Source organism: Streptomyces sp. NPDC090106 (assembly GCF_044747265.1).
In the GTDB taxonomy this organism is placed as follows: Bacteria; Actinomycetota; Actinomycetes; order Streptomycetales; family Streptomycetaceae; genus Streptomyces.
This window is the reverse complement of the sequence record NZ_JBIVDS010000036.1, coordinates 1-22,152: the sequence shown is the minus strand read 5'-3', so window position 1 is coordinate 22,152 and position 22,152 is coordinate 1. Positions and strand designations below refer to the sequence as shown.

24 protein-coding genes are annotated in these 22,152 nt (G+C 68.1%); 14 read left to right on the top strand and 10 right to left on the bottom strand.

Going from position 1 to position 22,152, the window contains the following annotated elements; genetic code table 11:
* A partial coding sequence (locus tag ACIPSE_RS46915) for a tetratricopeptide repeat protein (RefSeq protein ID WP_401676278.1) occupies nt 1-2,357 on the top strand: 2,357 nt, incomplete at its 5' end.
* The gene (locus ACIPSE_RS46910; RefSeq protein WP_401676276.1) at nt 2,357-2,731 is read left to right on the top strand and encodes a hypothetical protein; all 375 of its coding nucleotides are present in this window, start codon (nt 2,357-2,359) and stop codon (nt 2,729-2,731) included. The genes ACIPSE_RS46915 and ACIPSE_RS46910, both read left to right, overlap by 1 nt.
* A 553-nt stretch (nt 2,732-3,284) precedes the next feature.
* Here the strand turns inward: ACIPSE_RS46910 and ACIPSE_RS46905 are convergent.
* From ACIPSE_RS46905 to ACIPSE_RS46870, 8 genes are all read right to left on the bottom strand, one after another.
* Nucleotides 3,285-4,073: a hypothetical protein gene (locus ACIPSE_RS46905; RefSeq protein WP_401676274.1), complete on the bottom strand. Its 789-nt coding sequence runs from the start codon at nt 4,071-4,073 to the stop codon at nt 3,285-3,287.
* Nucleotides 4,070-4,801 carry a hypothetical protein gene (locus ACIPSE_RS46900; protein WP_401676272.1) on the bottom strand — a complete coding sequence of 244 codons (732 nt, stop codon included), beginning with the start codon at nt 4,799-4,801 and terminating at the stop codon, nt 4,070-4,072. The genes ACIPSE_RS46905 and ACIPSE_RS46900 overlap by 4 nt, the downstream gene beginning before the upstream one ends.
* A 448-nt stretch (nt 4,802-5,249) precedes the next feature.
* A complete protein-coding gene (locus ACIPSE_RS46895; RefSeq protein ID WP_401676270.1) occupies nt 5,250-6,116 on the bottom strand; it encodes a GNAT family N-acetyltransferase in 867 nt (288 codons plus the stop codon).
* A gap of 83 nt (nt 6,117-6,199) precedes the next feature.
* Nucleotides 6,200-6,367, bottom strand: a complete 168-nt coding sequence (locus tag ACIPSE_RS46890) for a hypothetical protein (RefSeq protein ID WP_401676268.1) — start codon at nt 6,365-6,367, stop codon at nt 6,200-6,202.
* Nucleotides 6,364-7,491 carry a radical SAM protein gene (locus tag ACIPSE_RS46885; protein WP_401676266.1) on the bottom strand — a complete coding sequence of 376 codons (1,128 nt, stop codon included), beginning with the start codon at nt 7,489-7,491 and terminating at the stop codon, nt 6,364-6,366. Before ACIPSE_RS46885 ends, ACIPSE_RS46890 begins: the two co-directional genes overlap by 4 nt.
* A 476-nt stretch (nt 7,492-7,967) precedes the next feature.
* On the bottom strand, nt 7,968-8,813 hold the full coding sequence (locus ACIPSE_RS46880) for a helix-turn-helix domain-containing protein (RefSeq protein WP_401676264.1): 846 nt from the start codon (nt 8,811-8,813) through the stop codon (nt 7,968-7,970).
* Between the two features lie 18 nt (nt 8,814-8,831).
* Nucleotides 8,832-9,344 (bottom strand): DUF6879 family protein, encoded by a 513-nt coding sequence (locus ACIPSE_RS46875; protein WP_401676262.1) that lies wholly within the window; start codon nt 9,342-9,344, stop codon nt 8,832-8,834.
* A complete protein-coding gene (locus tag ACIPSE_RS46870) occupies nt 9,322-9,552 on the bottom strand; it encodes a hypothetical protein (protein ID WP_401676260.1) in 231 nt (76 codons plus the stop codon). The genes ACIPSE_RS46875 and ACIPSE_RS46870 overlap by 23 nt, the downstream gene beginning before the upstream one ends.
* Nucleotides 9,553-9,835: 283 nt before the next feature.
* Here ACIPSE_RS46870 and ACIPSE_RS46865 point away from each other — a divergent pair, with 283 nt between their 5' ends.
* The gene (locus ACIPSE_RS46865) at nt 9,836-10,393 is read left to right on the top strand and encodes a hypothetical protein (protein ID WP_401676258.1); all 558 of its coding nucleotides are present in this window, start codon (nt 9,836-9,838) and stop codon (nt 10,391-10,393) included.
* Nucleotides 10,394-11,807: 1,414 nt separating this feature from the next.
* On the opposite strand, the gene ACIPSE_RS46860 is transcribed toward ACIPSE_RS46865, so the two are convergent.
* Both ACIPSE_RS46860 and ACIPSE_RS46855 read right to left on the bottom strand, forming a co-directional pair.
* Nucleotides 11,808-12,065 (bottom strand): DUF397 domain-containing protein, encoded by a 258-nt coding sequence (locus tag ACIPSE_RS46860; protein ID WP_401676256.1) that lies wholly within the window; start codon nt 12,063-12,065, stop codon nt 11,808-11,810.
* Nucleotides 12,062-12,943: a helix-turn-helix domain-containing protein gene (locus tag ACIPSE_RS46855; RefSeq protein WP_401676254.1), complete on the bottom strand. Its 882-nt coding sequence runs from the start codon at nt 12,941-12,943 to the stop codon at nt 12,062-12,064. Before ACIPSE_RS46855 ends, ACIPSE_RS46860 begins: the two co-directional genes overlap by 4 nt.
* A 222-nt stretch (nt 12,944-13,165) precedes the next feature.
* Here ACIPSE_RS46855 and ACIPSE_RS46850 point away from each other — a divergent pair, with 222 nt between their 5' ends.
* The 11 genes from ACIPSE_RS46850 to ACIPSE_RS46800 form a co-directional block, all read left to right on the top strand.
* Complete coding sequence (locus ACIPSE_RS46850) at nt 13,166-14,506, top strand: tetratricopeptide repeat protein (protein ID WP_401676252.1); 1,341 nt, start codon at nt 13,166-13,168, stop codon at nt 14,504-14,506.
* Between the two features lie 55 nt (nt 14,507-14,561).
* Nucleotides 14,562-15,266, top strand: a complete 705-nt coding sequence (locus ACIPSE_RS46845) for a 2'-5' RNA ligase family protein (protein ID WP_401676250.1) — start codon at nt 14,562-14,564, stop codon at nt 15,264-15,266.
* A gap of 411 nt (nt 15,267-15,677) precedes the next feature.
* Entirely contained in the window at nt 15,678-16,136 is a 459-nt protein-coding gene (locus ACIPSE_RS46840) for an NUDIX domain-containing protein (RefSeq protein ID WP_401676248.1), read from the top strand.
* A gap of 533 nt (nt 16,137-16,669) precedes the next feature.
* Complete coding sequence (locus tag ACIPSE_RS46835; protein WP_401676246.1) at nt 16,670-17,437, top strand: ATP-binding protein; 768 nt, start codon at nt 16,670-16,672, stop codon at nt 17,435-17,437.
* Nucleotides 17,434-17,982 (top strand): hypothetical protein, encoded by a 549-nt coding sequence (locus tag ACIPSE_RS46830; protein ID WP_401676244.1) that lies wholly within the window; start codon nt 17,434-17,436, stop codon nt 17,980-17,982. Before ACIPSE_RS46835 ends, ACIPSE_RS46830 begins: the two co-directional genes overlap by 4 nt.
* Before the next feature lie 112 nt (nt 17,983-18,094).
* Nucleotides 18,095-19,573, top strand: coding sequence for an ATP-binding protein (locus ACIPSE_RS46825; RefSeq protein ID WP_401676242.1), 1,479 nt, complete (start codon nt 18,095-18,097; stop codon nt 19,571-19,573).
* Nucleotides 19,574-19,637: 64 nt separating this feature from the next.
* Nucleotides 19,638-20,129 (top strand): roadblock/LC7 domain-containing protein, encoded by a 492-nt coding sequence (locus ACIPSE_RS46820; RefSeq protein WP_401676240.1) that lies wholly within the window; start codon nt 19,638-19,640, stop codon nt 20,127-20,129.
* Entirely contained in the window at nt 20,129-20,578 is a 450-nt protein-coding gene (locus ACIPSE_RS46815; RefSeq protein ID WP_401676238.1) for a DUF742 domain-containing protein, read from the top strand. The genes ACIPSE_RS46820 and ACIPSE_RS46815 overlap by 1 nt, the downstream gene beginning before the upstream one ends.
* Nucleotides 20,556-21,188: a GTP-binding protein gene (locus ACIPSE_RS46810; RefSeq protein WP_401676236.1), complete on the top strand. Its 633-nt coding sequence runs from the start codon at nt 20,556-20,558 to the stop codon at nt 21,186-21,188. Before ACIPSE_RS46815 ends, ACIPSE_RS46810 begins: the two co-directional genes overlap by 23 nt.
* A gap of 1 nt (nt 21,189) precedes the next feature.
* A complete protein-coding gene (locus ACIPSE_RS46805) occupies nt 21,190-21,834 on the top strand; it encodes a GAF domain-containing protein (protein ID WP_401676234.1) in 645 nt (214 codons plus the stop codon).
* Between the two features lie 97 nt (nt 21,835-21,931).
* Nucleotides 21,932-22,152: acyl-CoA dehydrogenase family protein (locus tag ACIPSE_RS46800; protein WP_401676232.1), on the top strand; the 221-nt coding region annotated here is incomplete at its 3' end.

Here is a 22,152-nt window from a genome sequence, read left to right as displayed (position 1 = left end):
CCCACCAGGCACTGCTGCGGGCCTGCACCCTGTTCACCCTCCCCGTCCCCCACCCCGTCATCGACACCCTCGCCGACGCCGTCGGCGGATCAGCCACCCGCCTGCGCGGCCTCGGCCTCCTCGACACCTTCCCCGACCCACACCACCCCCACACCCCGGCCCTGGCCGTCAACGCCCTCACCGCCGGACGCCTCACCCCCCTCACCACCGGCGAACACACCACCCTCGCCGGCCTGGCCGTCGAAGCGCTGTATACGGCCTGGGGCGGCCCCACACCCCAACCCCACCGCAGCCGGGGCATGGACCTCCAGCTGACCCGGCTCGCCCTGACCGCCAACCACCCGGACATCACCGCCCACTGCGCCATCCGGGCCGTAGAAGCCCTGGGGGACGGCCCCGCCGCCACCGCCGCTGCACTCGGCCAGCAGGCGATCACCCTCCTCGACCAACACCACCACACGATCCCCCTCACCCTGCTGAGGGTTGTCGCCGACGCGGCCGCCACCAGCGGCGACGGCGACCACGCCGACACCCTGCTCCACCGCGCCATCCAGCAGAGCGGGACCAGCGACCAGCACACCGACCCCGCCGACCACGCCGCAGTCCTCTACGACCACGCCAACCGCCTCATCACCCGCGGCGAGCTCGACCAAGCCGAAGACCTGCTCCACCAAGCCCGCCAACAGTTCACCAACATCGGCGACACCCGTTCGATCGCCATCACCTGGGGAAAAATCGCCGACATCCACCACCGACGCGGCGACCTCGACGAAGCACTCCGCATCCACCGCGACGTCGAACTGCCCACATACGAACGCATCGGCGACACCCGCGAGACGGCCATCACCTGGGGCCAAATCGCCGACATCCACTACCAGCGCGGCGACACCGACGAAGCACTCCGCATCCACCACGACGTCACCCTGCCCACATACCAACGCATCGGCGACACCCGCGAGACGGCCATCGCCTGGGGAAGAATCGCCGACATCCACCATCGACGCGGCGACCTCGACGAAGCACTCCGCATCCGCCGCGACGTCACCCTGCCCACATACGAACGCATCGGCGACACCCGCTCCACCGCCGTCACCTGGGGAAGAATCGCCGACATCCACTACCAGTGCGGCGACCTCGACGAAGCACTCCGCATCCACCGCGAAGTCGCCCTGCCCACATACCAACGCATCGGCGACACCCGCTCCACCGCCGTCACCTGGGGAAGAATCGCCGACATCCACTACCAGCGCGACGACACCGACGAAGCACTCCGCATCCACCGCGAAGTCGCCCTGCCCACATACCAACGCATCGGCGACACCCGCTCCACCGCCGTCACCTGGGGAAAAATCGCCATCATCCTTGAGCAGCGCGGCGACACCGACGAAGCACTCCGCATCCACCACGACGTCACCCTGCCCACATACCAACGCATCGGCGACACCCGCGAGACGGCCATCACCTGGGGAAAAATCGCCGACATCCTCCAGCGGCGCGGCGACGTCGACGAAGCACTCCGCATCCGCCGCGAAGTCGAACTGCCCACATACGAACGCATCGGCGACACCCACTCGATCGCAGTCACCTGGAGCCAAATCGCCATCATCCTTGAGCGGCGCGGCGACGTCGACGAAGCACTCCGCATCCACCGCGAAGTCGCCCTGCCCACATACCAACGCATCGGCGACACCCGCTCCACCGCCGTCACCTGGGGCCAAATCGCCGACATCCTCGAGCAGCGCGGCAACACCGACGAAGCACTCCGCATCCACCACGACGTCACCCTGCCCACATACCAACGCATCGGCGACACCCGCTCCACCGCCGTCACCTGGGGAAAAATCGCCGACATCCTCCAGCAGCGCGGCGACGTCGACGAAGCACTCCGCATCCACCGCGACGTCGCCCTGCCCACATACGAACGCATCGGCGACACCCGCGAGACGGCCGTCACCTGGGGAAGAATCGCCGACATCCTCCAGCAGCGCGGCGACACCGACGAAGCACTCGCACTGCAGCTCAAGCGCTTGGAAGTCAATGAGCAGCTCGGGGACGTGGACGGCATAGCGGCAGCCAACTGGGACCTTGCACAAATCGATTTGAGGCGCAAGGACTTCGCCGCGGCGGTGCCGAGGCTGGTCACCTCGTTTCAGCTCTTTCTGAAGCTTCAACAGCCCGATGGCATCGCGGTCGTTGGAACTACCTTGGGGCAACTTCTCTTGGTTGCAGGCGACCGCAGGCAGGCGCGACAGGTCCTCGAGGCGAGCCGAGCTGCTGCCGTCAAGATCGGTTTCGCGAGCTTTGTTGAACAGCTGGATGGGCTGTTGAAGGCCACTGACGAGGAGACTGAGGATTGATGATCATCGAGTTTGCCGGAGCGGGCATCGAAGCCGGCGAGAAGAGCTTCGCCACGCTGACCGGGAGCTGGGGCTACCCTCCCGAGCCCCTACCGCCGGCGGAGCCGACCGGCGGCCGGGACGACAAGGGCATCGATCCTGTCGCGGTCGCCTCCCTGATCGTGTCCGTCCCCTCAGCCATGCTCGCCGTCGCGGACATCACCGACCGGATCCTCAAACGACGCCGCGCCGGCGAACTCATCGAACACGCTCGACAACTCAACGCGCAGCAGACCACGGTCCGCCTCGTACGCGAAGACGGCACCATCGACCTCGCCACCCTCACCCCCGACCAGCTCCTCGACCTCATCGCCAACCAGGACCCCACCACCTGACCCCGCCCTGGATGGTGTTCACGGGCCGCCCGGCAGCATGATCGACACCGTGCGGACGGGGCGGCCGCCCCCTGCACACCCGCCCCGTCTCCCTCTCCCAGGACGCGGACCCACTCCTCACCTCCACGCCTACGGCACCCTCGCGAAGACCCTGGATGCGCTGCGGGCCCACGACACGGAGACGATCGAGGCCCTGGCCGCTCCGCAGCGCGCTTCCCGCCCGGCTGCCGACCGGGACGGCCGGGACGGTCGGGACGGCGACGGGGATGTCGACGGCCAGGAGCAGGCCGTCGTCCCGGTCGACCCCGCCGCGGCTGGCGACCTGCGCTTCGCCCAGTTCGTCCGCCTGCGCGTCTGCTGCGGAGGATGCCGACGCGCCACACATCGGCCAGCAGACGAGACGGGTCTAGACGGTGAGGGCGTGGAGGAGGGCCACGATCGGGAACCCGATGGCGAGAACCAGGAGCGCCGCCTCAACCTCCGGACCGCTGCCTGGCTAAGGGCTCGGCTTCAAGCGGAGCGGGACATCGTCGGTGCGCTCCATCGGGTCCGCTCAGTGGCCGGTCTCCCGGCCGCGGTGCGGTCCGGGCTCCTGCGGGCGGTGCGCCTGTTGGCCGTCCTGGCGCTCCGGGCGCACTGCGTCGGCATCGTGCTGGCTGGTGTGGCTGTCTGTGCGGACGCGGGAGTCGTCGGCCGCCTTGATGAACGCGTCCTGGAGGCGGCGCAGCCGGTCGGCTGTGAGGTCGAGGGCTTCCACGTCCGTGCGGGACTCCCGCAGGGCCCGCAGCGCCGTCATGGCGATCGCATCCTGGTGTCCGGCTCCCGGTTCCTGGTCGTCGTGCTCGGCATCGGCGGCCGGGCGGGCGAGCAACTGCTCGGGCATCGCCGCCTGCTGGTGGGCGACGACGTCGTACGCCCGGCCCCGCACGGTGGTGGTGCGCAGCCTCTCCCGCAGCACCGCACCGGCCAGGACGGCCCGCTCGTACTGCAGTGGGATGCGGGGTATCCCCCACTCCCCCGCGTCCTGGCCGGGAGGCCGGGACACGGCCGGCTCGCCGGGACCGGCCGGGGGTTGCCGGTCCGGGCCGGACGCGGGAGCGGGCGGGCGGCGCCGGGCGGGGAGGTCGGCCAGGGACCAGCGGGCGGTGTAGAGGCGGTAGCCGGACTCCAGGCCGCGTACGGTCTTCGGCTCGCTGATGTCCAGGCCGTGCGCGGAGATAGCGGCGGCCACGATGCGGTCGTCCAGACCGGGGTCGCGGCGCCGGCCGCGCAGGACGAGGGCGAGGTGGCGGCGGGCTTCGGCGAGCAGGTGCCGGCGGTGGAAGCAGCCGCCGTCGTTCACCTGTGGTGCGGCGCCCCTCCCCCAGCGAGGAACGTGTCCGGGACATGCGGTGGTCGAACTTCCGCGACTGACTGCCACGTGCTGATGACGCCGGTTACGGCTGTCTTGAGTCCGTCGGCTGGCCAGCCGTACTGCGTATAGAGGCGTTCGAGCATGCCGATGGCGGCCAGCGGCGCTCCTCCGCACCGCAAGGCGGTGTCCTTCGAACTGGCCTGCATCTGTGCCGCGGCATCACCATGGACAGGCTGGACAGGCTGGTCGACCGGCTCGAAGAACATGGTCAGGCCATGCTGCTGGCCGTGAGCAACTGCTGACCCCAGGCGCCAGAAGAGGGCCCCGAGGACGGGGACACCGGGCGCGATGATCTCTGGCGCCAGGCTGGTCGTGCTGGGCATTTGTGCGCCCAGGTGCGGGGGCTTGTACCGGTCACGTTCCCGGCGCACGTCGAAGCCGTGCACGCGGGCAGTATCGACGATCTGCGCGATCCTTCCCTCCGCGTGCTCGCGGATGGCTGTGTCTGAGTGGCCCGTCTCGAGTTGCGTCTGTTCTTTGAGGCTCTGCAGCCGCAGGTTCATGTAGCGGCGCACGCGCTCCCGCCCACCGATGCCCGGCTCCAGCAGGAACCAGGGGCCGATCGCGATGTCGAGCGCGGCCCGGGCAAGCGTGTGCGACGCAGTGATGCCTCCAGGCGACTTGAACAACACGGCCAGGCTGTCCAGATGATCCATGACCACACTGACGGCCGTGAGAGGAGCCACGTTGGCGTCCCGCACCGGATGCGCGCCCCAGGAACCACCAAGCGTGTCCCGCTTGCACTCTTCATCGGCTGGGGAACCGGACAGAAGTCCACGGCTCGCCTCAAGGCTGGCGTAAAAGGCGCTTCGCAGGCCTTCCAGGGAGCGGGCAAGTTCAGCCCACGGATCTACATGCACAATCCGTGACTGTAGGGGGAGCAGTTCGACAGTGCTCGGCAATTTCCGAGGAGACGAACGCCCTGCCTAGCCGGGCCAAGGTGATCCGTCTTCGGCTGCAACTGGGGAGGTTGTGCGTGACCGCTGTCCGGACGCGCTGACCGATAACCGTGCTCCCGGCCTGCGCATCCGGACGGTGTGCCGCGTTGGCCGATACGGCAAGGCCTCAGATGTCATATGCCTGCAGACACGTGTTCTGTGAAGGTCAGACCGTTTGTCGATAAGTGAAGCCTAGTGATGTGAGGCCTTCTGATCGGCAAAGGCCGTCTGATGCTCCTCCGGTTTCAGTCTGGAGCAGTTGGTAGGTGGCGCCGTTCGTCTGGCCCCAGTGCATGGCGGCGCGCCACAGGTGGCGTCCCAGTCCGTGGCCGCGGTGCTGTGGGAGGACACCGAAGTATTGGGGCATGAGTTGTGGTGTGCCGATCGCGTCGGGGCGGATCTCCATGGGGCCGATGGCTCCGGCAACGCTGTGGTTGACGACGGCGGTCAGGACCGGTCCGATGGTGGCGGTCTGCATCTGCTGGTGGAGGAAGGCAAAGCCGTCGGCGGCCATCTGTTCGGCAAAGGCGGCGAAGGTGTCCTGTATGCGTGCAGGCCACTGGTGGTGGAGGCGGACGGGGCCGTCGCAGGGCGGGCAGAGGGCTGTTCGGAAGTCCATGAGCTGAATGCGGGTGCCGTGTCCGTGTAAGGCTTCAGGGCCCATGAAGCGGACGATCCGGGCCACGGCGGCGTCGTGGCCGGCAGTGAGTTTCCGGGCCAGTTCCACGGCCGCGTGCACGCTGTCGGGGTCGATGCCGTAGAGGTGCACCTTGACGGTGCCGGCACCCCGCTGGGACAGGGTGGGAATCATCGTCTGCCACGGCTGGTGGACGATGCTGTCGACGAGAACGGTTTCGTCCTTGGTCTGGGACCAACGGATGTCTTTGTCGTAGTGCAGGAAGCGCCGGCCAGAGGCGGCGGCGACGGTGTCGGTGAACAGGTCCTCGGTCAGGACGGACGGGTGGACGGGCCCGATCGTGGGCACGTAGGGCGCCTGGAGCACGGGGCGGAGCCAGTCCCAGCGAAATCGCATGTGCTTAACGTACTCATCTCGCACTCGGACGCTCGGGCCCCAGCGCGACTGCGCCGGGGCCCGAGCGTGGCTGAGCGGGTGGGTCAGTTGGGGTTGTCGTCGCCGGCCGCGCAGGAGCAGGCGCTGCCTTCCATCAGGGTGTCGGCGTTCGGCTCGATGACGAGCTTCGTGGTGGCGACAAGGGTGGTGGGCAGGGCCGGGCGGATGGCCGGTGGCCGGCTGGTGAGAATTTGGACGGGTACGGCACTCATGTGCGGACCATCTCCTTGGTGTCTGGGTGCTGGCAGTAGGTGTGCAAGGGGGCCTTCGCTTCCTGGTAGACCTTGGCGAGCGGTCGGCACACCCGGCAGGAGCCGGAGAGCGAGCAGCCCGAGCAGCCACCGGTGCGAAGCATCAGCCGGTCGGAGATGGCTCCGAGTCGGCGAAGGCCGTCGAGACCTTCGGTCATGAGGTCGATCTGGTCGTCGCGGCCGATCTTGCAGATCGAGACCCTGGCGTGGGGATCGGCGTGGAAGAAGGTCATGCCGGCGTTGCAGCCCTGGAAGATCGGTCGCGTGCGCAGGTGCTGTGTGGACTGGACGAGGAGGGGGTCGCCGCTGCCGGAGAAGGTCGGCTGCATGTTGGTGTAGACGTGGTGGTCGATGCCCCAGCTTTCGGCGAGGGCGGTCATGGCGTCGGCTTCGTGGGCATTGTCCTCGGTGATCACGACGGACACCCGCAGGGGCAGACCTGCGTTGCGGGCCGCCGCCATCCCTTTGTGGAAGTTCTTCCATGCACCGTGGCGTTGGGTGAGTTCGTCGAAGGACTGCTCGCTGGCGCCGTACATGCTGACGACAACCCGGTAGGGCGGACAGGTGCCGAACAGCCGCAGGATTTCGGGCTTCCACAGCCGCGAGGCGTTGGTCGAGACGGTGAGCATCATGCCCTGGCGGTATGCGTACCGGTAGGCGCCTTCGAAGTCGGGGTCGACGGTGGGTTCGCCGCCCGTGATCTGTAGCCACAGGACACCACAGTCACGGAAGATGTCGATGAGTTTGACCTTGTCCTGCCAGCTCAAGCCGGCCAGGGGACGTTCGCCGAGGTAGCAGTGCTTGCAGCCGAAGTTGCAGAAGAGGTTGATCTCCCAGCTCGCTCGGGCGAAAGCGAGCGGGGTCGGCTGGCGGACCAGAAGAGCCGACGCGGTGGCCTGGCCGTCAAGGTCGATGTCCCAGGCGCGGGCCGCGGCGGCCGCCAGCCACTCGGGCACGGGGTCCTCCGACAGGGCCCGGTGGCGTACCTCGTCGTAGTTCTCGGCCGGCAGACGTACACATGTGGTGCTCCCGGGCCGGACTGCCAGGTAGCCGTCGAGGAACGGACTCACGATCAGCTGGTGCATCCTTTGCCTCCTGTTGCCTGCTGCTCTGCGTCAGCCCTCTGATAACGACCTGTCCGGATCCACTCGCAATCGGTGCGTCCACTCAACGCAGCGACCTGAACGGTCCACAGCCGACCTCGCCTCACCGGCGGGGACAGGTGGGGCAAGAACCTGGGGGTGGTTGTCGGCGACGGGGCGCCCAGGTCCTTGTGGAGCAGGCGATCCAGGCGACCAGCGGCCGCCGACATCTGCGGGTCCGTCAGCGCGCGGGCCGCAGGAACAAGCAACGGCCGAGGACGGTATGCCTCGATGGTGAGGTGATCGCCTCCACACCGAGGAGGGTGTCCCCGCCCTCTATGACCTCGCCCGTCTGATTTCCTTGCCCGCACGTGCCGCAGTTATCACTGTCCCCCTCCGGAGCACGACTTCGCTGCGCCCATAACGCTAGGAAGGAATGAGGAAGGTCCTCCACGGATGTGCCGGAACTTGCCGGGCATTCACCCCAGAGACTCGATGGCTGCGCTGACGAGTGCACGCGCCGCGGCGCCGTAGACGGCAAGTTCTGCGAGCTCGCTGAAGGTTGCGGCATACATCGCAAGTTCGTTTCTCTGGACGACGGTGAGATGCGCTGAGATCAGCTCGACGTTCACCAAGTCGTCGTCGTAGAGGAAAAATCCCTCAACCGGCCACAGACCCGAGCGGTCGGCGTCCTGCGGGATGATGCCGAGGCTCACGGATGGCAGCGTCATGACGGTAAGCAGGTGCCCGAGTTGGCCGGCCATCACGTCGGTGCCGCCGATGCGGTACCTCAGCACGCTCTCCTCCAGCAGGATCGCGAACCGGTGGCTCCCGTAGACGACCCGCTGCTTCTCCACGCGCACCGTGACGGCGGCCGGAACATCGTCGATCAGTCGTCGGCGGTCACGGATGGCGGTCAGCAGCGCGGTGATGTACGAAGCTGTCTGCAGGGGGCCGGGGATGAGCCAGGGCGAGTAGATGCGGAAGCGTTCAGTGCGTTCCCAGAGAGGAACCACGGACTCCTGCGCCCACTTGAGACCGTGACGCTCCATCTTGCGCCACTCGACATACATGCCCTCGATTCCGCGGGCTGCCGAGATGAGGTCCTCAGCCTGGTGCTCGGCCCCGCAGGCGGAACACCAAGCCAGAAGGTCCCGCTCGGAAGGCGCGCGCGTGCCGCTCTCGAAGCGTGAAGCCTTCGACTCGTGCCAGCCCAGGCTTTGGGCCAAGGCCCGCTTGGTGAGGCCAGCCGCTTTCCGGATCTCGGCGAGACGCTGTCCGAGCGCCCTGCGGGCTTCCTGGACACTTGAAGAGGGCGATGTCATGTCGGTACGCCGGTGGTGTCAGGCAGGCGTGAAGTCCGCGTGGGGCGTCGCGCGCTGCCACACGTCCTCGAAGGCCGACTCGCACAGCTTCGCCACCTCAGGATCCTGGGTGAGCTCGACCTCCATGTTCTCGCCCTCGCCGTCGAAGTGATTGACGAGCACCAGGTGGGAGTCGAACAGCCAGAAGTCGTTGCCCGGCAGCGCAATGCCGGTCGTGGAGCGCCGCGAGAGCCACCGCACGCTCTCGCCGGCCGCGATGTTCAGCCCGTCCGTCACGTCGTACTCGAAGCGGATGTACTCACTGACCGGCATCGATACAACGCGGGCGCGCCGGACCTCGACGCCACGCGCAGTCGCCTCTGTGACGATGGCGTGCCAGTCCGCCCAGCGCTCGGCGGGATCGAGAAGCACACCGGCCTTCCAGTCGGTGAAGGCTGGATCCGACGTCATGTAGGCGTCGCGCATCTCCAGGTGCACAGCCGTCCTGCGGCAGTTGCGGAACAGTGCCTCAAACGTCGGGGTCCCCGTCATCAGTGTTCACCTCCAGGAAGAACTGCACCATGCGCCGGGGGATCTCCACCACCGACTCGTGGCCGGGGATGTCCATCTGCACCAGCCGCTCGGCGTCCTCCACCCTCCACCCCTGCACGAGATAGCTGTCCCTCTCCTCATCGAGGTAGACGGTGGGCGAGCCACCGCTGGGGCTCTCCGGGTCCTTGCCGAGCCGACGCAGAGCCATGATGTCCTCCTCGGATACCGGTAAGGATCGCCGCGCCAGAGCTTGCCCACCCCCAGGCCACCGAACAAGGAACTTGCCGAAACTTGCCAGGCCGACCCAAGAAGATCATCCGCATGCGGTCTCAGGCATCCTGAGCCACTGTCACGCCAATGCCCGAATGCGCGCCGAAGCCAGGCCCAGGCGAGTGCCTACGGCACCGCGCGGGCGCCTTCCCGGCCAGACCCCAGGTCACAGGATGCAGCCGATCAAGATGATCTGAGTCGCCGGTAGGAGAATCTGCGTCATGGCCAACTCCTACGCCCAGCCGATACTCACCACGGCAGACCTCTCGGCGAGTCTGCGCACCGTCGAGCGGCTGCTCGCCATCGCCGACCTCCAGGGCCTCGAGATCGACTTCGAGGCACGGGTCCGTTCGGAGCAGGTCCTTTCAGCACTGCTGGACTTGATTCCGGACGCCGAATGGTGGGCCGAAGAGGGCCGGGACGGCTCGTCGGAGGACAGCGACGATCCCGCGGAGCATCTCCCCATCCGACTGCGCGGCTGGGCCATGCCTCCCGAGACGGTGGAGCCGTTCCTCGACGCGGTGGGCGACAGCCCTGCGTCAGTTCGATGGGATATCAACGGCTGGCCCCAGGCTCCTGAAGTGGGGTTGGGCATCGGCGGCACAAGAGGTGCCTTCGTGACACTGTGCCTCCATGCCCGCGACCTCGACCTGTCACAGCCCTCGCCCGATCACACCGTCTTCGTCCACGTCAAACAGATCGAGGCCGACCGCGCGCCATGGCTCGCAGCCCAAGTCGGCCTGACCGTGATCGGCGATCTGAAAATGGCCCCCCACTGAACAGCCGCGTGCCCCGCCGGAACTCATCCGGCTCCGACCCGGCACCCGACGACCGGATCAAAGCCAGACGCAAGCAGCGACGGCTCCTTGCGGGGCTGGCCAACCCGGCGGTGAGCTGACTCGGCGTGCGGTGGAGCGAAGATCTCGGTGACGTGGCCGGCGAGCTGGGACCATCAGCCGCCCACAGTCATGCCGACCGGGATGCCCAGCACGGTGCACAATCGTCTGCGGCCCCGACTGCGCAAGTCCCAAGCCAACTGCGCAACCGGAGTGCGCAGCCAGCCCGCGACCGAGCGCTCGCCCTGCGCAACAGGGCTGCGCGGTGCCCTCCCCCGATCACCAGTCCTCTGGTGCGCAAGTTCGGTCGCCACACTGCACAGTTACCCATTGCGGCCCAGCCGGCATACGACTGCGCATCGGCTCCCGCCTCCAGTATCGGCCTCGTAAATCGTTGCCCAGCGCGTCCAGGCACACCAGCAGGGCTTGCTTCACAGATCACAGGCCACAGCACATCCCCGGTCGGCCCAACCACAGGCGCACCACCCTGTGCGCAGCCGCATCAGGAATCCGATTGCGCAACACGGCCAGCGGTTGCGCAACCGGGGCTGCGCAACCAGGCGGAATTGTGCGCAGTCGACGTGCACGGTCCAGTGCACAGGCGTTGCGCACTGGACCGCAAGGCTGCGCAATCGACGCACACGGACACGTGCGCAACCTCCGCTGCAATCACCGACCAGAGGCTGCGCATTCACCTCCGGCTGAACAGTCCCCTGTAGTCACGGGCCACACGCTTGCCAGGGGCTTGTACATCTGGAGCCTCGCCCTGGTCCCTCACAAAGCCCCGGCAGCCGCCGGTCGACGCGTGATCGGCTACGGCAAAGCCCGGCCCCGGTGCAGTTCGAAATGCCGTGGTCGGGTCCATGGTCGGGCCGACCACGGACTTTGTGTCCTCTTCGCAACCGTGGTCGGGCCTTCATGGTCGGTGGTCTGGTCGGGGACAACTGGTACGGCAGGGCCAGCAACGGCCCTTCAGTTGGGGGGTGGGCCCCGCACCCTGCCTAGGAGCTTCGCAGGGCAGGGCTGCGCCGATGGCGGACAACACGATCGCCTTGGCCCTCTCTTCTCTCCACCCCGGCCAACCCCGCCCCGATGCGCAGCACGGCGGCCTCCGACCCAGGCGGCTATGCACCCCTATTCGGGAGCGCGTAGCTATCGCGACCCAGCAAGCGGGGTGCGGGGTCAGTGCGCCTTCACCGCATTGGCTCAGGGAGGGCCGCTGAAGTTGATATACGTAAGCGGGCCCCGGCGGCCGTCGCTCTGCAACCGACTGATAGCACCATGCCGGTGCGACCCGAGGCGCCAGCGCCCACAATCCCGACCGTCACAACTCTCTCCTCACGCCCCAGCTGTCTGCTCAGTCGTGACGCGCACTGGTTGCCTCGCCGACGATTCCGCAAACCAATGCGCGCATCGCCGCCTTCGGGAAGAACAAGGGTCCACGGCTCGTGTCCTTGGAGTCGCGCACTGCGGCGTGTTCGCCCAGTTCCGCGACTTCCACGCAGTCATTTGCGCCCCCGCTGTACGAGCTCTTCCGCCACTGAGCGTGCGCGAGGTCGACGTCGTACTTGGCTGTCGTGACGTCGTGCGAGATGGCCATGCTGGGCGTGCTCACTCTTCGAGCTCCTTGCTGATCCGTGCGATGCGGGTGCGAGTCTCCGAGGGGTCGAGAGCGCTGTCCCTCAACTGATCGAAGATTTCCGTGTAGTTGTCCACGTCTGCCATGGACTCCAAATACACAGAGTTCTTGGGGTTCTCCAGCCACACCAGGTCCGGCGTGGGGTCTGGGAAGGTCAGGATGACGAACGGACCGTACAGCCCGGGGTGCGCACCGAGTGAGAAGGGGAGCAGCTGCACCGTGACGTTCGACTGTTCGCTCGCCTCCACCAGCTTCCGCATCTGGTCGCGCATGACTTCTTCAGAGCCGACGGTCCTGCGCAGCACGGCTTCGTCGAGGATCGCCCAGAGGATGGCAGGAGCCTCGCCACCCAGGCGGCTGTTCTGCCGCTCCATGCGGACCCTGACCAGGGATTCGACCTGCGGCAGGGACAGGTCCTTCCTCATCTGGGAGATCACGGCGCGCGCGTAGTCCTCGGTCTGGAGCAGCCCTGGCACGAGCATCGGCTGGTAGCTCGCGAGGTGGGTCGCGTCGGCCTCCAATGCGAGGTACCCGTCGTAGCGGGTCGGGGTGAGTACCGTCGAGTACTTCCGCCACCAGGGCTTCTGTTGCTCTTTGTCCGCTCGCACGAGGTCGAGCACGTCGGAGCGCCGGCCTTCGTCCTCGACGCCGTACAGATCCAGCAGCGCTCGGACGAGGACCGGCGTCGTACCGCGTTCGCCGTTCTCGATCCGGCTCAGGGACCCCTGGTTGACCTCTAGCTGGTCGGCGACCTCGGTGAGGGTGAGCCCGGTCGCGTCACGCAGTTCCTTCAGCCGTGCCGCGAGCTGTCGCCGATAGACCGACTGCGGTACCAGGCTTCTCTTCAAGGCCATGCCGGAAGTCTCTCCGCACTGGCGCCGCCTCGACAAGCCCGTACGGGTCAACTTCTCAAGACATATTGCCGAGTTGATGGTTGCCTCGGCATGCTGTCAGGAGTCGCGGCGCGCGTTCGTTCGGGTGCGTGCCGCAGCAGACCGATGGGCGATGCTGCGCCAAGACCCCGTCACCGGCGCGCGTCCATGTCGGTCCCGCACGCCGTATCAGGAGGGTGGGTCATGCCACGGACAACGCTGCTTCGGCAGCTGCTCCAGCAGCGGCACCTGACGACGCACGAGGCTTTCGCCATGCAGTACGAACGGGCGGCCGTCCGGCTCGCGGAGCTCGACCGAGACCCTCGCCTGGCATCCCTCCAAGTCTCTTCACGCCAGTTCGACCGCTGGTATGGCGGGGAGCTACTGACTCTGCCCCGTCCTGACGCCTGCCGGGTGCTGGAGCACATGCTGGGCAGACCGGTGTCCGAGCTGTTCTCACCGGTGCACGACGGCTGCTCCGAGTCCGGGCGCTCCGAGGAACCGCGCACACGCGAACAGGGGCCAAGTCCCCTTCTGCCACGAGAAGACGACGAGAACCCCCTGCTCATCATCGCCCGGGCCCGGCAGCTCACGGCTAGCAACACCGACGGCGCGACGCTCGCGTTCCTGGTTTCCTCTCTGGAAGGCATTGCTGGCCGGTACGAGCAGGACGGGCCGTACACCCTGCGCCCCCAGGCTCGCCAGGTGCGGCAGCTGGCCCACACCCTCCTCGACGGTCGCCAGCCGCCAAACACACGCCGCGAGCTCTTCCGCCTCGCCGCTCGCGCCTCCGGCCTGCTCGGCTACATGGCGGTGAACACGGGCGACTTCGTGCTCTCAGAGGCCTATTGCACCGAAGCCCGGGACCTCAGCCGTGAGATCGGCGATCTGGACACAGAGCTCTGGGCACATGGAACTCTCTCCTTCGGTCTCTACTACGCCGGCCGTTACGACGAGGCTGACGCATGCGCCGTCGCAGCAGTCGAGCGCGCGCCACGCCACGCGCAGACCATTCGCCTGCTCGCCAACGGCCGAGCCCGTGCCCTCAGCAAGACCGGCGACAGGCGTGCCGCCGAGCAGGCGATCGGGCAGGCACTCCGCCTCTCCGACCTCCACGAGGTACCCGTCGGGCTCACCTCCTGCATCTCCTTCGAACCGTACGGCCGGGCCCGGACGCTGGCCAACGCCGTCACGTCGCACGTGGCCCTGCGCAACACGACCCAGGTGCTACGGGATGCCGAGCACATCGACGATCTGGTGGAGCACTCGGCCTCCTGCTGGAGCCGTTCGCTGGTACGCCTTGATGTCGCCACTGCGCTGCTACAGCAGCGTGCGCCTGACATCGACCAGGCGATGGTGCTCGGGAGCGAGGCCCTGCGGCTGTGCGGCGACACCCCGATCAGTTCCGTCTACCAACGCTCCCGTGACCTACGTGAGCAGGCTGGGCCGTGGCGTGATCACCCGGCGGTACGCGATTATGGCGAGGAGTTCCAGGCCTGGAGCTCGCAGCCAGCCGTCATGGCCATGGCGTCATCCGCGTCGTAGGCGCCGTCGGTGTCGTCGTACGCCGGGACGGTATAAAGCCAAAGGAGTTCGACGGGTGCCCCTGCTCAGCGCCGATCCCGCCGCGTTCCCCGCCGAGCCTCCTGCCGACACACGTGATCCGGCGGTCACCGCGGCCCACGACTGGGCAGCATTCAGCGCACTCGACGAGATGACCGATCACTGGGCACGCCCCGGCTGGGCGGACGGCAGCCGGGCGTACTACTGGATGCTGACCTTCCCGGACAACCAGCAGCTCGCGACGCTCGCCGGACACTGCCAGGAGAAACTGGCCCCCCTGGGCCTCGACCCAGTGCCAGCAAACGGGCTACACATCACCCTCGCCCGCGTGGGCAAGCCGGGCGCTGTCGCCCCCGATCAGCTGGACAGCCTGGCGCGGAGCGTGGAGGCACGGCTGCCCTCCACATTCTCCATACGTGCCATGCCGCTGGCTGGCTCCCGCGGTGCCGTCCGTTTGTCCCTCGGTCCGTGGGAACCTCTGCTTCGGCTACACCACGCACTGGCCGACGCTGGAAGCAGTAATGGTCTCGCGCCAAAGAAGCCGACGTCCGCTTTCCGACCGCACTTGAGCCTCGCCTACAACAACCGTCGGCGTCCCGCCGCCCCCGTCGTTCAGGTGGTCTCAGCGCTTCGTGCTCTCCCCTCTGTCGACCTCTCCGTGGCCACCGTTCAGTTGGTGGAGCTCCGCCGCGAGGGACGGACGTACCGCTGGGATGTACGAAAGAGCATCCCGCTCGGGTAGCTCACGGGCACCCAGGGGGCAGACCACGACCCCATCGTTGCGGATCATGGTCGGATCGAGCGACCATTCGGAGGCCAGCGCAAGGCGTTCACCAATCCTCGCCTCTGCGCGGCCATCTTCGACCGCCTCGCCTTCAACGGCACCATCATCGAGACCGGCACCGACTCCTAACCGCCTCGCCCAGACCAAAGCCAGGCAGCAGGTCGGAGCGCGTCCTCCAGAGCTGCGAGGAAAGTAGGTGCCCCCAGCCACGGGAGTTCCACCGTCATACCGGCGAACCCGGCCAGCCCAGGGGCCCGACAGCGGTAGTCGAGGACTCGGCAGCCCTTCCAGCAACGCCGGACTCCGACACAATTGGCGAGCCCCCATACGGGTCACCAAACCCGCCCAGGCCCGGCCCGAAGGATCCACATGATCGAGTGCGTCCGCGCGGTCCTGCTCACTCCCGCCGACCGGCTGCTGCTGATCCGCCGCACCTGGCCCGGCGGCATCCCCTACTGGACCCTGCCCGGCGGCCACGTCGAGCCCGATGACCTGGACCTGCGCGCAGCACTGACCCGCGAGGTCTGCGAAGAGACTGGTGGCACCCCGGATATCCTCGGCCGGCTGTTGACCTTCGACGATACCCACCAACGCGACCACGTCTACCTTGCCCGGATCACCAGCTGGTCCGAATGCAGCCGAACCGGGCCGGAGATCGACGACCCTGATCACGGCACCTACCAGCTCGACGAAATCCCCCACACCTCCGCAGCCCTCGATACCCTCCCGTTGCTCCCCGAAGCTGTCGCATCATTTCTGCAACGGACTGCTGCAACCGGAGAGGACCTCACCATCCTTGCCACCCGACGGCCCCGTGAGACCCCTTGATGCCCGTCCGCCAGCCACTGGGGCCAACTGACGCCGGAACTCGGGGCCAGTTCAGACCGTTAACGCCAGCTACGTCCGGGTAGACCGCCACACACATGCAGTCCAGTCCGTCGGCAGTATGTCCGACCGCGATGCACACCGAGGCGACCAAAACGGAGTCGTCGACGCGCTCCGGTGAGGCACATCCCCTGCGGAACTCGTGTACGCGTCACCGCGCCAGGCTCGAAACCTCGACGCAGTCGGCCAGTTTCACCCAGTGACGCCTCACCTGTGTCTACTTGCACAGGCGTTCCTCGTCTACCGCATCCATAGCCGCTCGCGTTTCCGCTTGGGCACTGGACCGATCAGCCTCGCCATCCGTGAGTCGCGACGGTACGCCGTAACTCCGCCTCTTCGAGGGTTCCTGGACGGCGGACGAACGGCGTCCTGACGGCGTACCGCCGTCGGCCACCTCCAGCGAGGCTCTCCATTGAGGCGCCAGCCATTGGCGTCTCGACCCGACCGGCTGGGGGTAACTCGGAATGAGCGGCAGTGTGAGGCAGACCGCACAGCACGAGGCGCCCGCAGACGTACGCATGGCGCTGCATGCCCGCCCACCCGCGTCACTTGGGGAAAACGCCGACCACAGCGTGGCCAACACACGGCAGCACGTCGCCGATGCCAGCTGGGTGGTGGCCGAGGCGCACGTAAACCGAGCGGCACCGTTCGAGAGCCGCAGCCGGTGCAAGGCACCAAAATGCCTGCCCTTGCTGCGCCAATTAGGTCTCCCGGTGTGCGCTGTCCGACAGGCCTCGCGCGCTCATGAAGAGGACGTGATGACTACGTCAGCCCTACAACCCGCCCATGCTGCCGTTCGTGCCCGCGACAGGGTCGTGTTGTGGGAGCGGTTCAAGGTCGAGCCGCGCTGTGGCGTGGGCCCGCCCCGCGGTGACGACGCGCGTCTCGTCGGTGGCATGCGCCGCGTGGCTGCGGCGCGGCTTGAGGAGTGCGGGATAGGTGTTCTGGTGGATGAGGCGCTGCTGGTTGTCTCGGAGTTGCTGACGAACGCGTTGGTGCACAGCGGTACGAGCGAGGTCTCCTTGGATCTGGCTGTACGTGAGGGCTTTCTGGTGATCACCGTTGTGGACGGTATGCCGGGTGCGGCGCAGCTCAAAGAGGCCGGGGATGATGCCGAGTCGGGGCGTGGCCTTGAGCTCGTTACGGCCGTGGCCGAGGCGTGCGGCGGGACCTGGGGAACCAGGGATGCGGGTGCGGAGACTTGGTGCCGCCTGGCCTTACCGGCCGCGGAGGCACAGCAATGAGCGTCCGTGAGCCGGCCGACGCCTCTTCTCCCGATGACGGCACGCCGGCCGGGGGCCACGAGGCGTGCAGCGGCGGGCGGGAGGCTGCGACGACGCCGTTGCCGTTGAGGCTGCAGGTCGAGCCCGCTTTCACCTGGAGTGTGTCGCTGGTGGCGAGTGCGGCGTGCGGTCTGCTGGCGCGGCAGCGGGTCCGGCCGGCGCTGACGATGGCCCGCTGGGAAGGGAATGTTGATATCGCTGCCCGTGTTGCCGACAAGCTCGTGGACAACGCCCTCGTTCACGGTGAGCCGTTCGGCGACGACACGGTCACCTTGCGTCTGATCATCGACGCCACGACCCGTGAGCTGCTCATCGAGGTCGATGACGCGCTTCCCGACTTCCCCGGCTTCGCCGCTGTCGCCAACCAGAGCAGCACGCTCCGCGGCACGCCCCGGGGTCCGTGGTGGGTGGCGCACTACCAGGGCCGCCTGTCCTGGGACGTGATCAAGACCGAGGACGGCCGGCTCTCGGGCAAGACCGTGCAGGCCATCCTCCCCGTCACCTGATCACGCGTCCCAGTGCCGACGTCCTTCCCTTGCTGGAATCGACTTTGAGGAACCCATGTCTTGCCCCCAGCTCCGTCCTCAGCCCCGCCGGGCCTCCCCCGCACACCGCAGAATGAAGCGCCGCACGCCCGGGGACGGGTTCGTCGCCGAACAGATACGTGCCGCGGTGCTCACCCCGCTGGTGATCGTGCTGGCTGTCCTGGTCGGTGCCGTCATCGCCTGGCTGACCTTTCCGGTCTCGGCCGGCGCGTTACTGGCCGCGTTAGCCACAGGGCTCTGCGCCGCCTTCACCGTGGGAGCCCTGCGGGCACGGTCGACGGCCCGGGCCGTTCGGCGGGCGTACGCGGGCGAGGTGCAGCGGATGGTGGAAGCGGCCACTGCGGTGGACAAGCTGGTGGCCTGGTCGGCGGAGGAACTGCTGCGCGGCGGCACCGTCTCCCTGCCCGAACCGGCCCCGGCCCCGGAGGAGGCGGGATTCGCAGATGAGGCGGTCGGCCAGCTGGCCGAGCTTCAAATACAAGCGGTCGCGGCTCTGATCCGTGTGCATGACGAGTCGCAGCCTGCGGTGCTGCTGTCGATGCTGCACCAGTTCGCACGCCGTGAACATGCTCTGGTGGCGCGGGCGTTGGAGAAGCTGGACCGGTTGCAGGAGTCGACGGAGGATCCGGATCAGCTGGAGCTGCTGTTCGCGCTGGATCATCTGGTGACGCGGTTGCGGCGGTGGGTGGAGAGCAAGGCCGTGGTCGCCGGGGAGTCACTGCGCAGTGCGCGGGAGCCGGTGAGTGTGATGCAGGTGCTGCGGGGTGCGAACCAGGAGATCCTGCACTACGCCCGGGTGACCGTCGCCGCCGGCACCGTCGGTGTGGAGGTGGGCCTGCCCCGGCATGTGGGGCCGGACCTCACCCATCTGCTGGCCGAACTGATCGAGAACGCCACCCACTTCTCCGACTCCACCGCGAAGGTCCAGGTGCGGGCGCAGAGGGTGGCCACCGGTCTGGCCATCGAGATCGAGGACCGTGTCGCCATCCCCATGCGGCCCGGTGACCGGGTCCGCTGGAACCGTCTGCTGGCGGGACCCGATCAGATGGACGTGGGCGCTCTGGTCAGTGCGGGCCGGATCGGTCTGCTCACCGCGGCACGGATCGCGCAACGCCACGGCATCTCGGTGCAGTTGGCGGAGAACCCGACCGGCGGCACCACCGCCCTCGTGGTCGTCCCCGCCAGGCTGCTGGTGTCACTGACGCCTCTCACCACCCACGTCTCCCGCCCCGCGCCACCCACCCTGCCCGACCAGACGTCGGCTGCGTCGGCGATACGGGTGGGAGGGGCGCCGTCGGGCACTGTGCCGCAGCAGCCGGCGCAGGCCTCCGCCCCGGACGGCGCTGTCGCTGGGCCGCCGTTGCCGCGCCGTCAGGTCCCTGCACACGACGAGGTGCCGTACCCGGCCCAGCCCAGGGCTGCAGCCGCCCGCCCCCGCTACGGCCTGGCTGATGCGTTCAGAGGTGCCATCGCCACCGACCGCTCCCCCCGCACCGCTTCCCGGCCCGGCCCGCAGGCGCCTGGGAGCGTGACGCCTGCGCGGCAGCCGTAATCCCCCGTCCGAGCCCGCCACGTGATCGTGACCGGCCGTCCCATTCGTAGGAGAGCGATTTCTGATGACCGACGACCACGGTGGCCAGACCATGACCGCCGCCGCGTCCCGCAGCACCTCCGTCCCCGCTCAGGAGCAGATGGCCGGGCTCCTGGTGGACTTCGTCGAGCAGGTACCGGGAGTCACCCACGCGCTCTTGATCTCCCGGGACGCGCTCCGCCTCGTCGACAGCGGCTTCTCGAAAACCTGGGCCGACACCTGGGCCGCCACCCTCGGCACACTGGCCTCGTTGTGCGAGAACATCCCCGGCCCCCACGGCGACAAAGGTTCCTTGCAGCAGGTGGTCATCGAGCGTGAGGACGCCCTGATCTTCGCCACCATCGGCGGAACCAGCGCGCTCTTCCCCCACCAGCCCGGGAACACGGCGGGCGTGGTCGACACCGTGCTGGCGGTGATCGCCGAGCCGACGGCGAACGCGGGCACGGTGGGCTACGAGATGGGACAGCTCGTGGACCGGTTCGCCCCCTACATGGTCGCGGCCATCCGCACCGCCTGATGAACACCCCCAGCACCAACCCACCCCCAACACCCCCACCCCAGCAGGCGGGCGGTGCCTTCGTCCGCCCCTACGCACTGACCCGCGGACGGGTCCGCGCCCGGCACCGGCTCAGCCCCGACACCCTCCTCCACGCCGGCCCCGGCAGAGCAGGACCAGGACTGGGCGAAGGCGAATACCTGCACCTCGCCGACCTGTGCCGGGAGCGGCACCGATCCGTCGCGGAACTCGCCGGCACCCTGCACGTCCCGCTCACCCTGGCCCGGGTGCTCATCTCCGACCTCATCGACGCCCGCGTCCTGGTCCTGACCCTCACCCACGCCTGCACCCCCGCCACCACTCCCGAATCCCGGGCCGGGGCCGGGGGCCGTCCCACCGAACAGCTCCTGGAGGCACTGCGTGCCGGTCTCATCCGCAAATGGTCCGATGCCGCACCCAAAGCCAGCTGACCCGCGCGACCCGGCGGCACCCCCGCGTGCCGCGGGCGGTCCGGCCGTCCTGAAGATCCTGGTCACCGGAGGATTCGGAGTCGGCAAGACCACGGCGATCGGGGCGGTCAGTGAGATCGAACCGGTCTCCACCGAGGAGTACCTCACCCAGGACAGCGCCTGGTGCGACAGCCTGGACGGGATCGAGGCCAAAACAACCACCACGGTCGCCTTCGACTTCGGACGGATCACCTTCGAGGTGCCCCTGCCCATCGAGCTGATGCTGTTCGGCACCCCCGGCCAGGACCGCTTCCGCGACCTGTGGGACGACCTCGCCCGCGGCGCCGTCGGCATCGTCGTCCTGGCCGACACCCGCCGCCTGGACTCCAGCTTCCCCGCCATCACCTTCAGCGAACGCACCCAACTGCCCTTCCTCATAGCCGTCAACGAGTTCGACCACGCCCACCGCTACCCCCTCACCGACATCCGCCAGGCCCTCGCCCTGCCCCCGCACGTCCCCGTCGTCACCTGCGACGCCCGCGATGCGGCCTCCATCGGCACGGTCCTGATCCGCCTCGTCGACCACGCCCTGACACCCCAGCCGGCCCACCCCACCACCCTGGAAGCCTGAGATGACCCACCACCCCACCCACGTACCCACGCCCATCCACAGGCCCACCGGCTTACCCACCGGCATCACCGAGCCCGGAGTGATCGTCCCGCGCAGCAACACCGTCTGCCCAGGCCAGGAGACCGTCAGCGCGGCCCAGGCCCGTGAGCTGGCCGAGCGGGAGACCCGTGAGGACCTCCTCGCGCGCCTGGGCGTGCCGGTCGGGCCGGATGACGGGATGGACCAATTCGCCGACCACATCGCCGAGGCGACCGGCATGCTCTACGGCTTCGTCAACATCTTCCGCGGCGAGCAGACCTTCGTGGGCCTGCACAACCCTCCCCCCGAAACAGGGCTGCTGATCCTGGACCGGACCATGAGCCTGGAACACGGCTGGTGCCCCGCCGTGGTCAGACGCCGCAGGGCCCTGCCCCTGTGGGACGTCCACGCCAGCCCGCAGTTCTCCGGCAACCTCGTCGTCGACATGGTCGGCATCCGCTCCTACTTCGGCGCCCCACTCATCGTCGAAGGGACCGTGCTGGGCACGGTATGCGCCATCGACCCCGACGCCCGCCCCCGCACCGACGCCCAACACCTCCTGGACACAGTCAAAGACGCCGGCACCCTCGTCCTGGACACCCTCACCACAAGCGCTCCCACACGCTGAACCGCGCCCCGGTCTCACCTACCGCACCCTGCCCCCGTCCGGCCGCGGGGAACCGGCCGTCCTCCGCCTTGTGAACCCGAAGGAAGGGGTTACACCTATGCCCACTTCACCGCCCCCCGAGGTCCTGGCCCACCTCAGCGCTGAGCACCACCAGTTGTGGGCACAGGCGGACGCCTTCGCGGCCGAGCACATCGCGCCCCGCATCCGGGCGATGGAGAGCGACCCGCACAAGGTCGAGCGCACAGCTGCCCAACTCATCGCGGACCAGGGCTGGCTGGGAGTCACCGTCCCCCGGCAGTACGGGGGAATGGCGGCCGG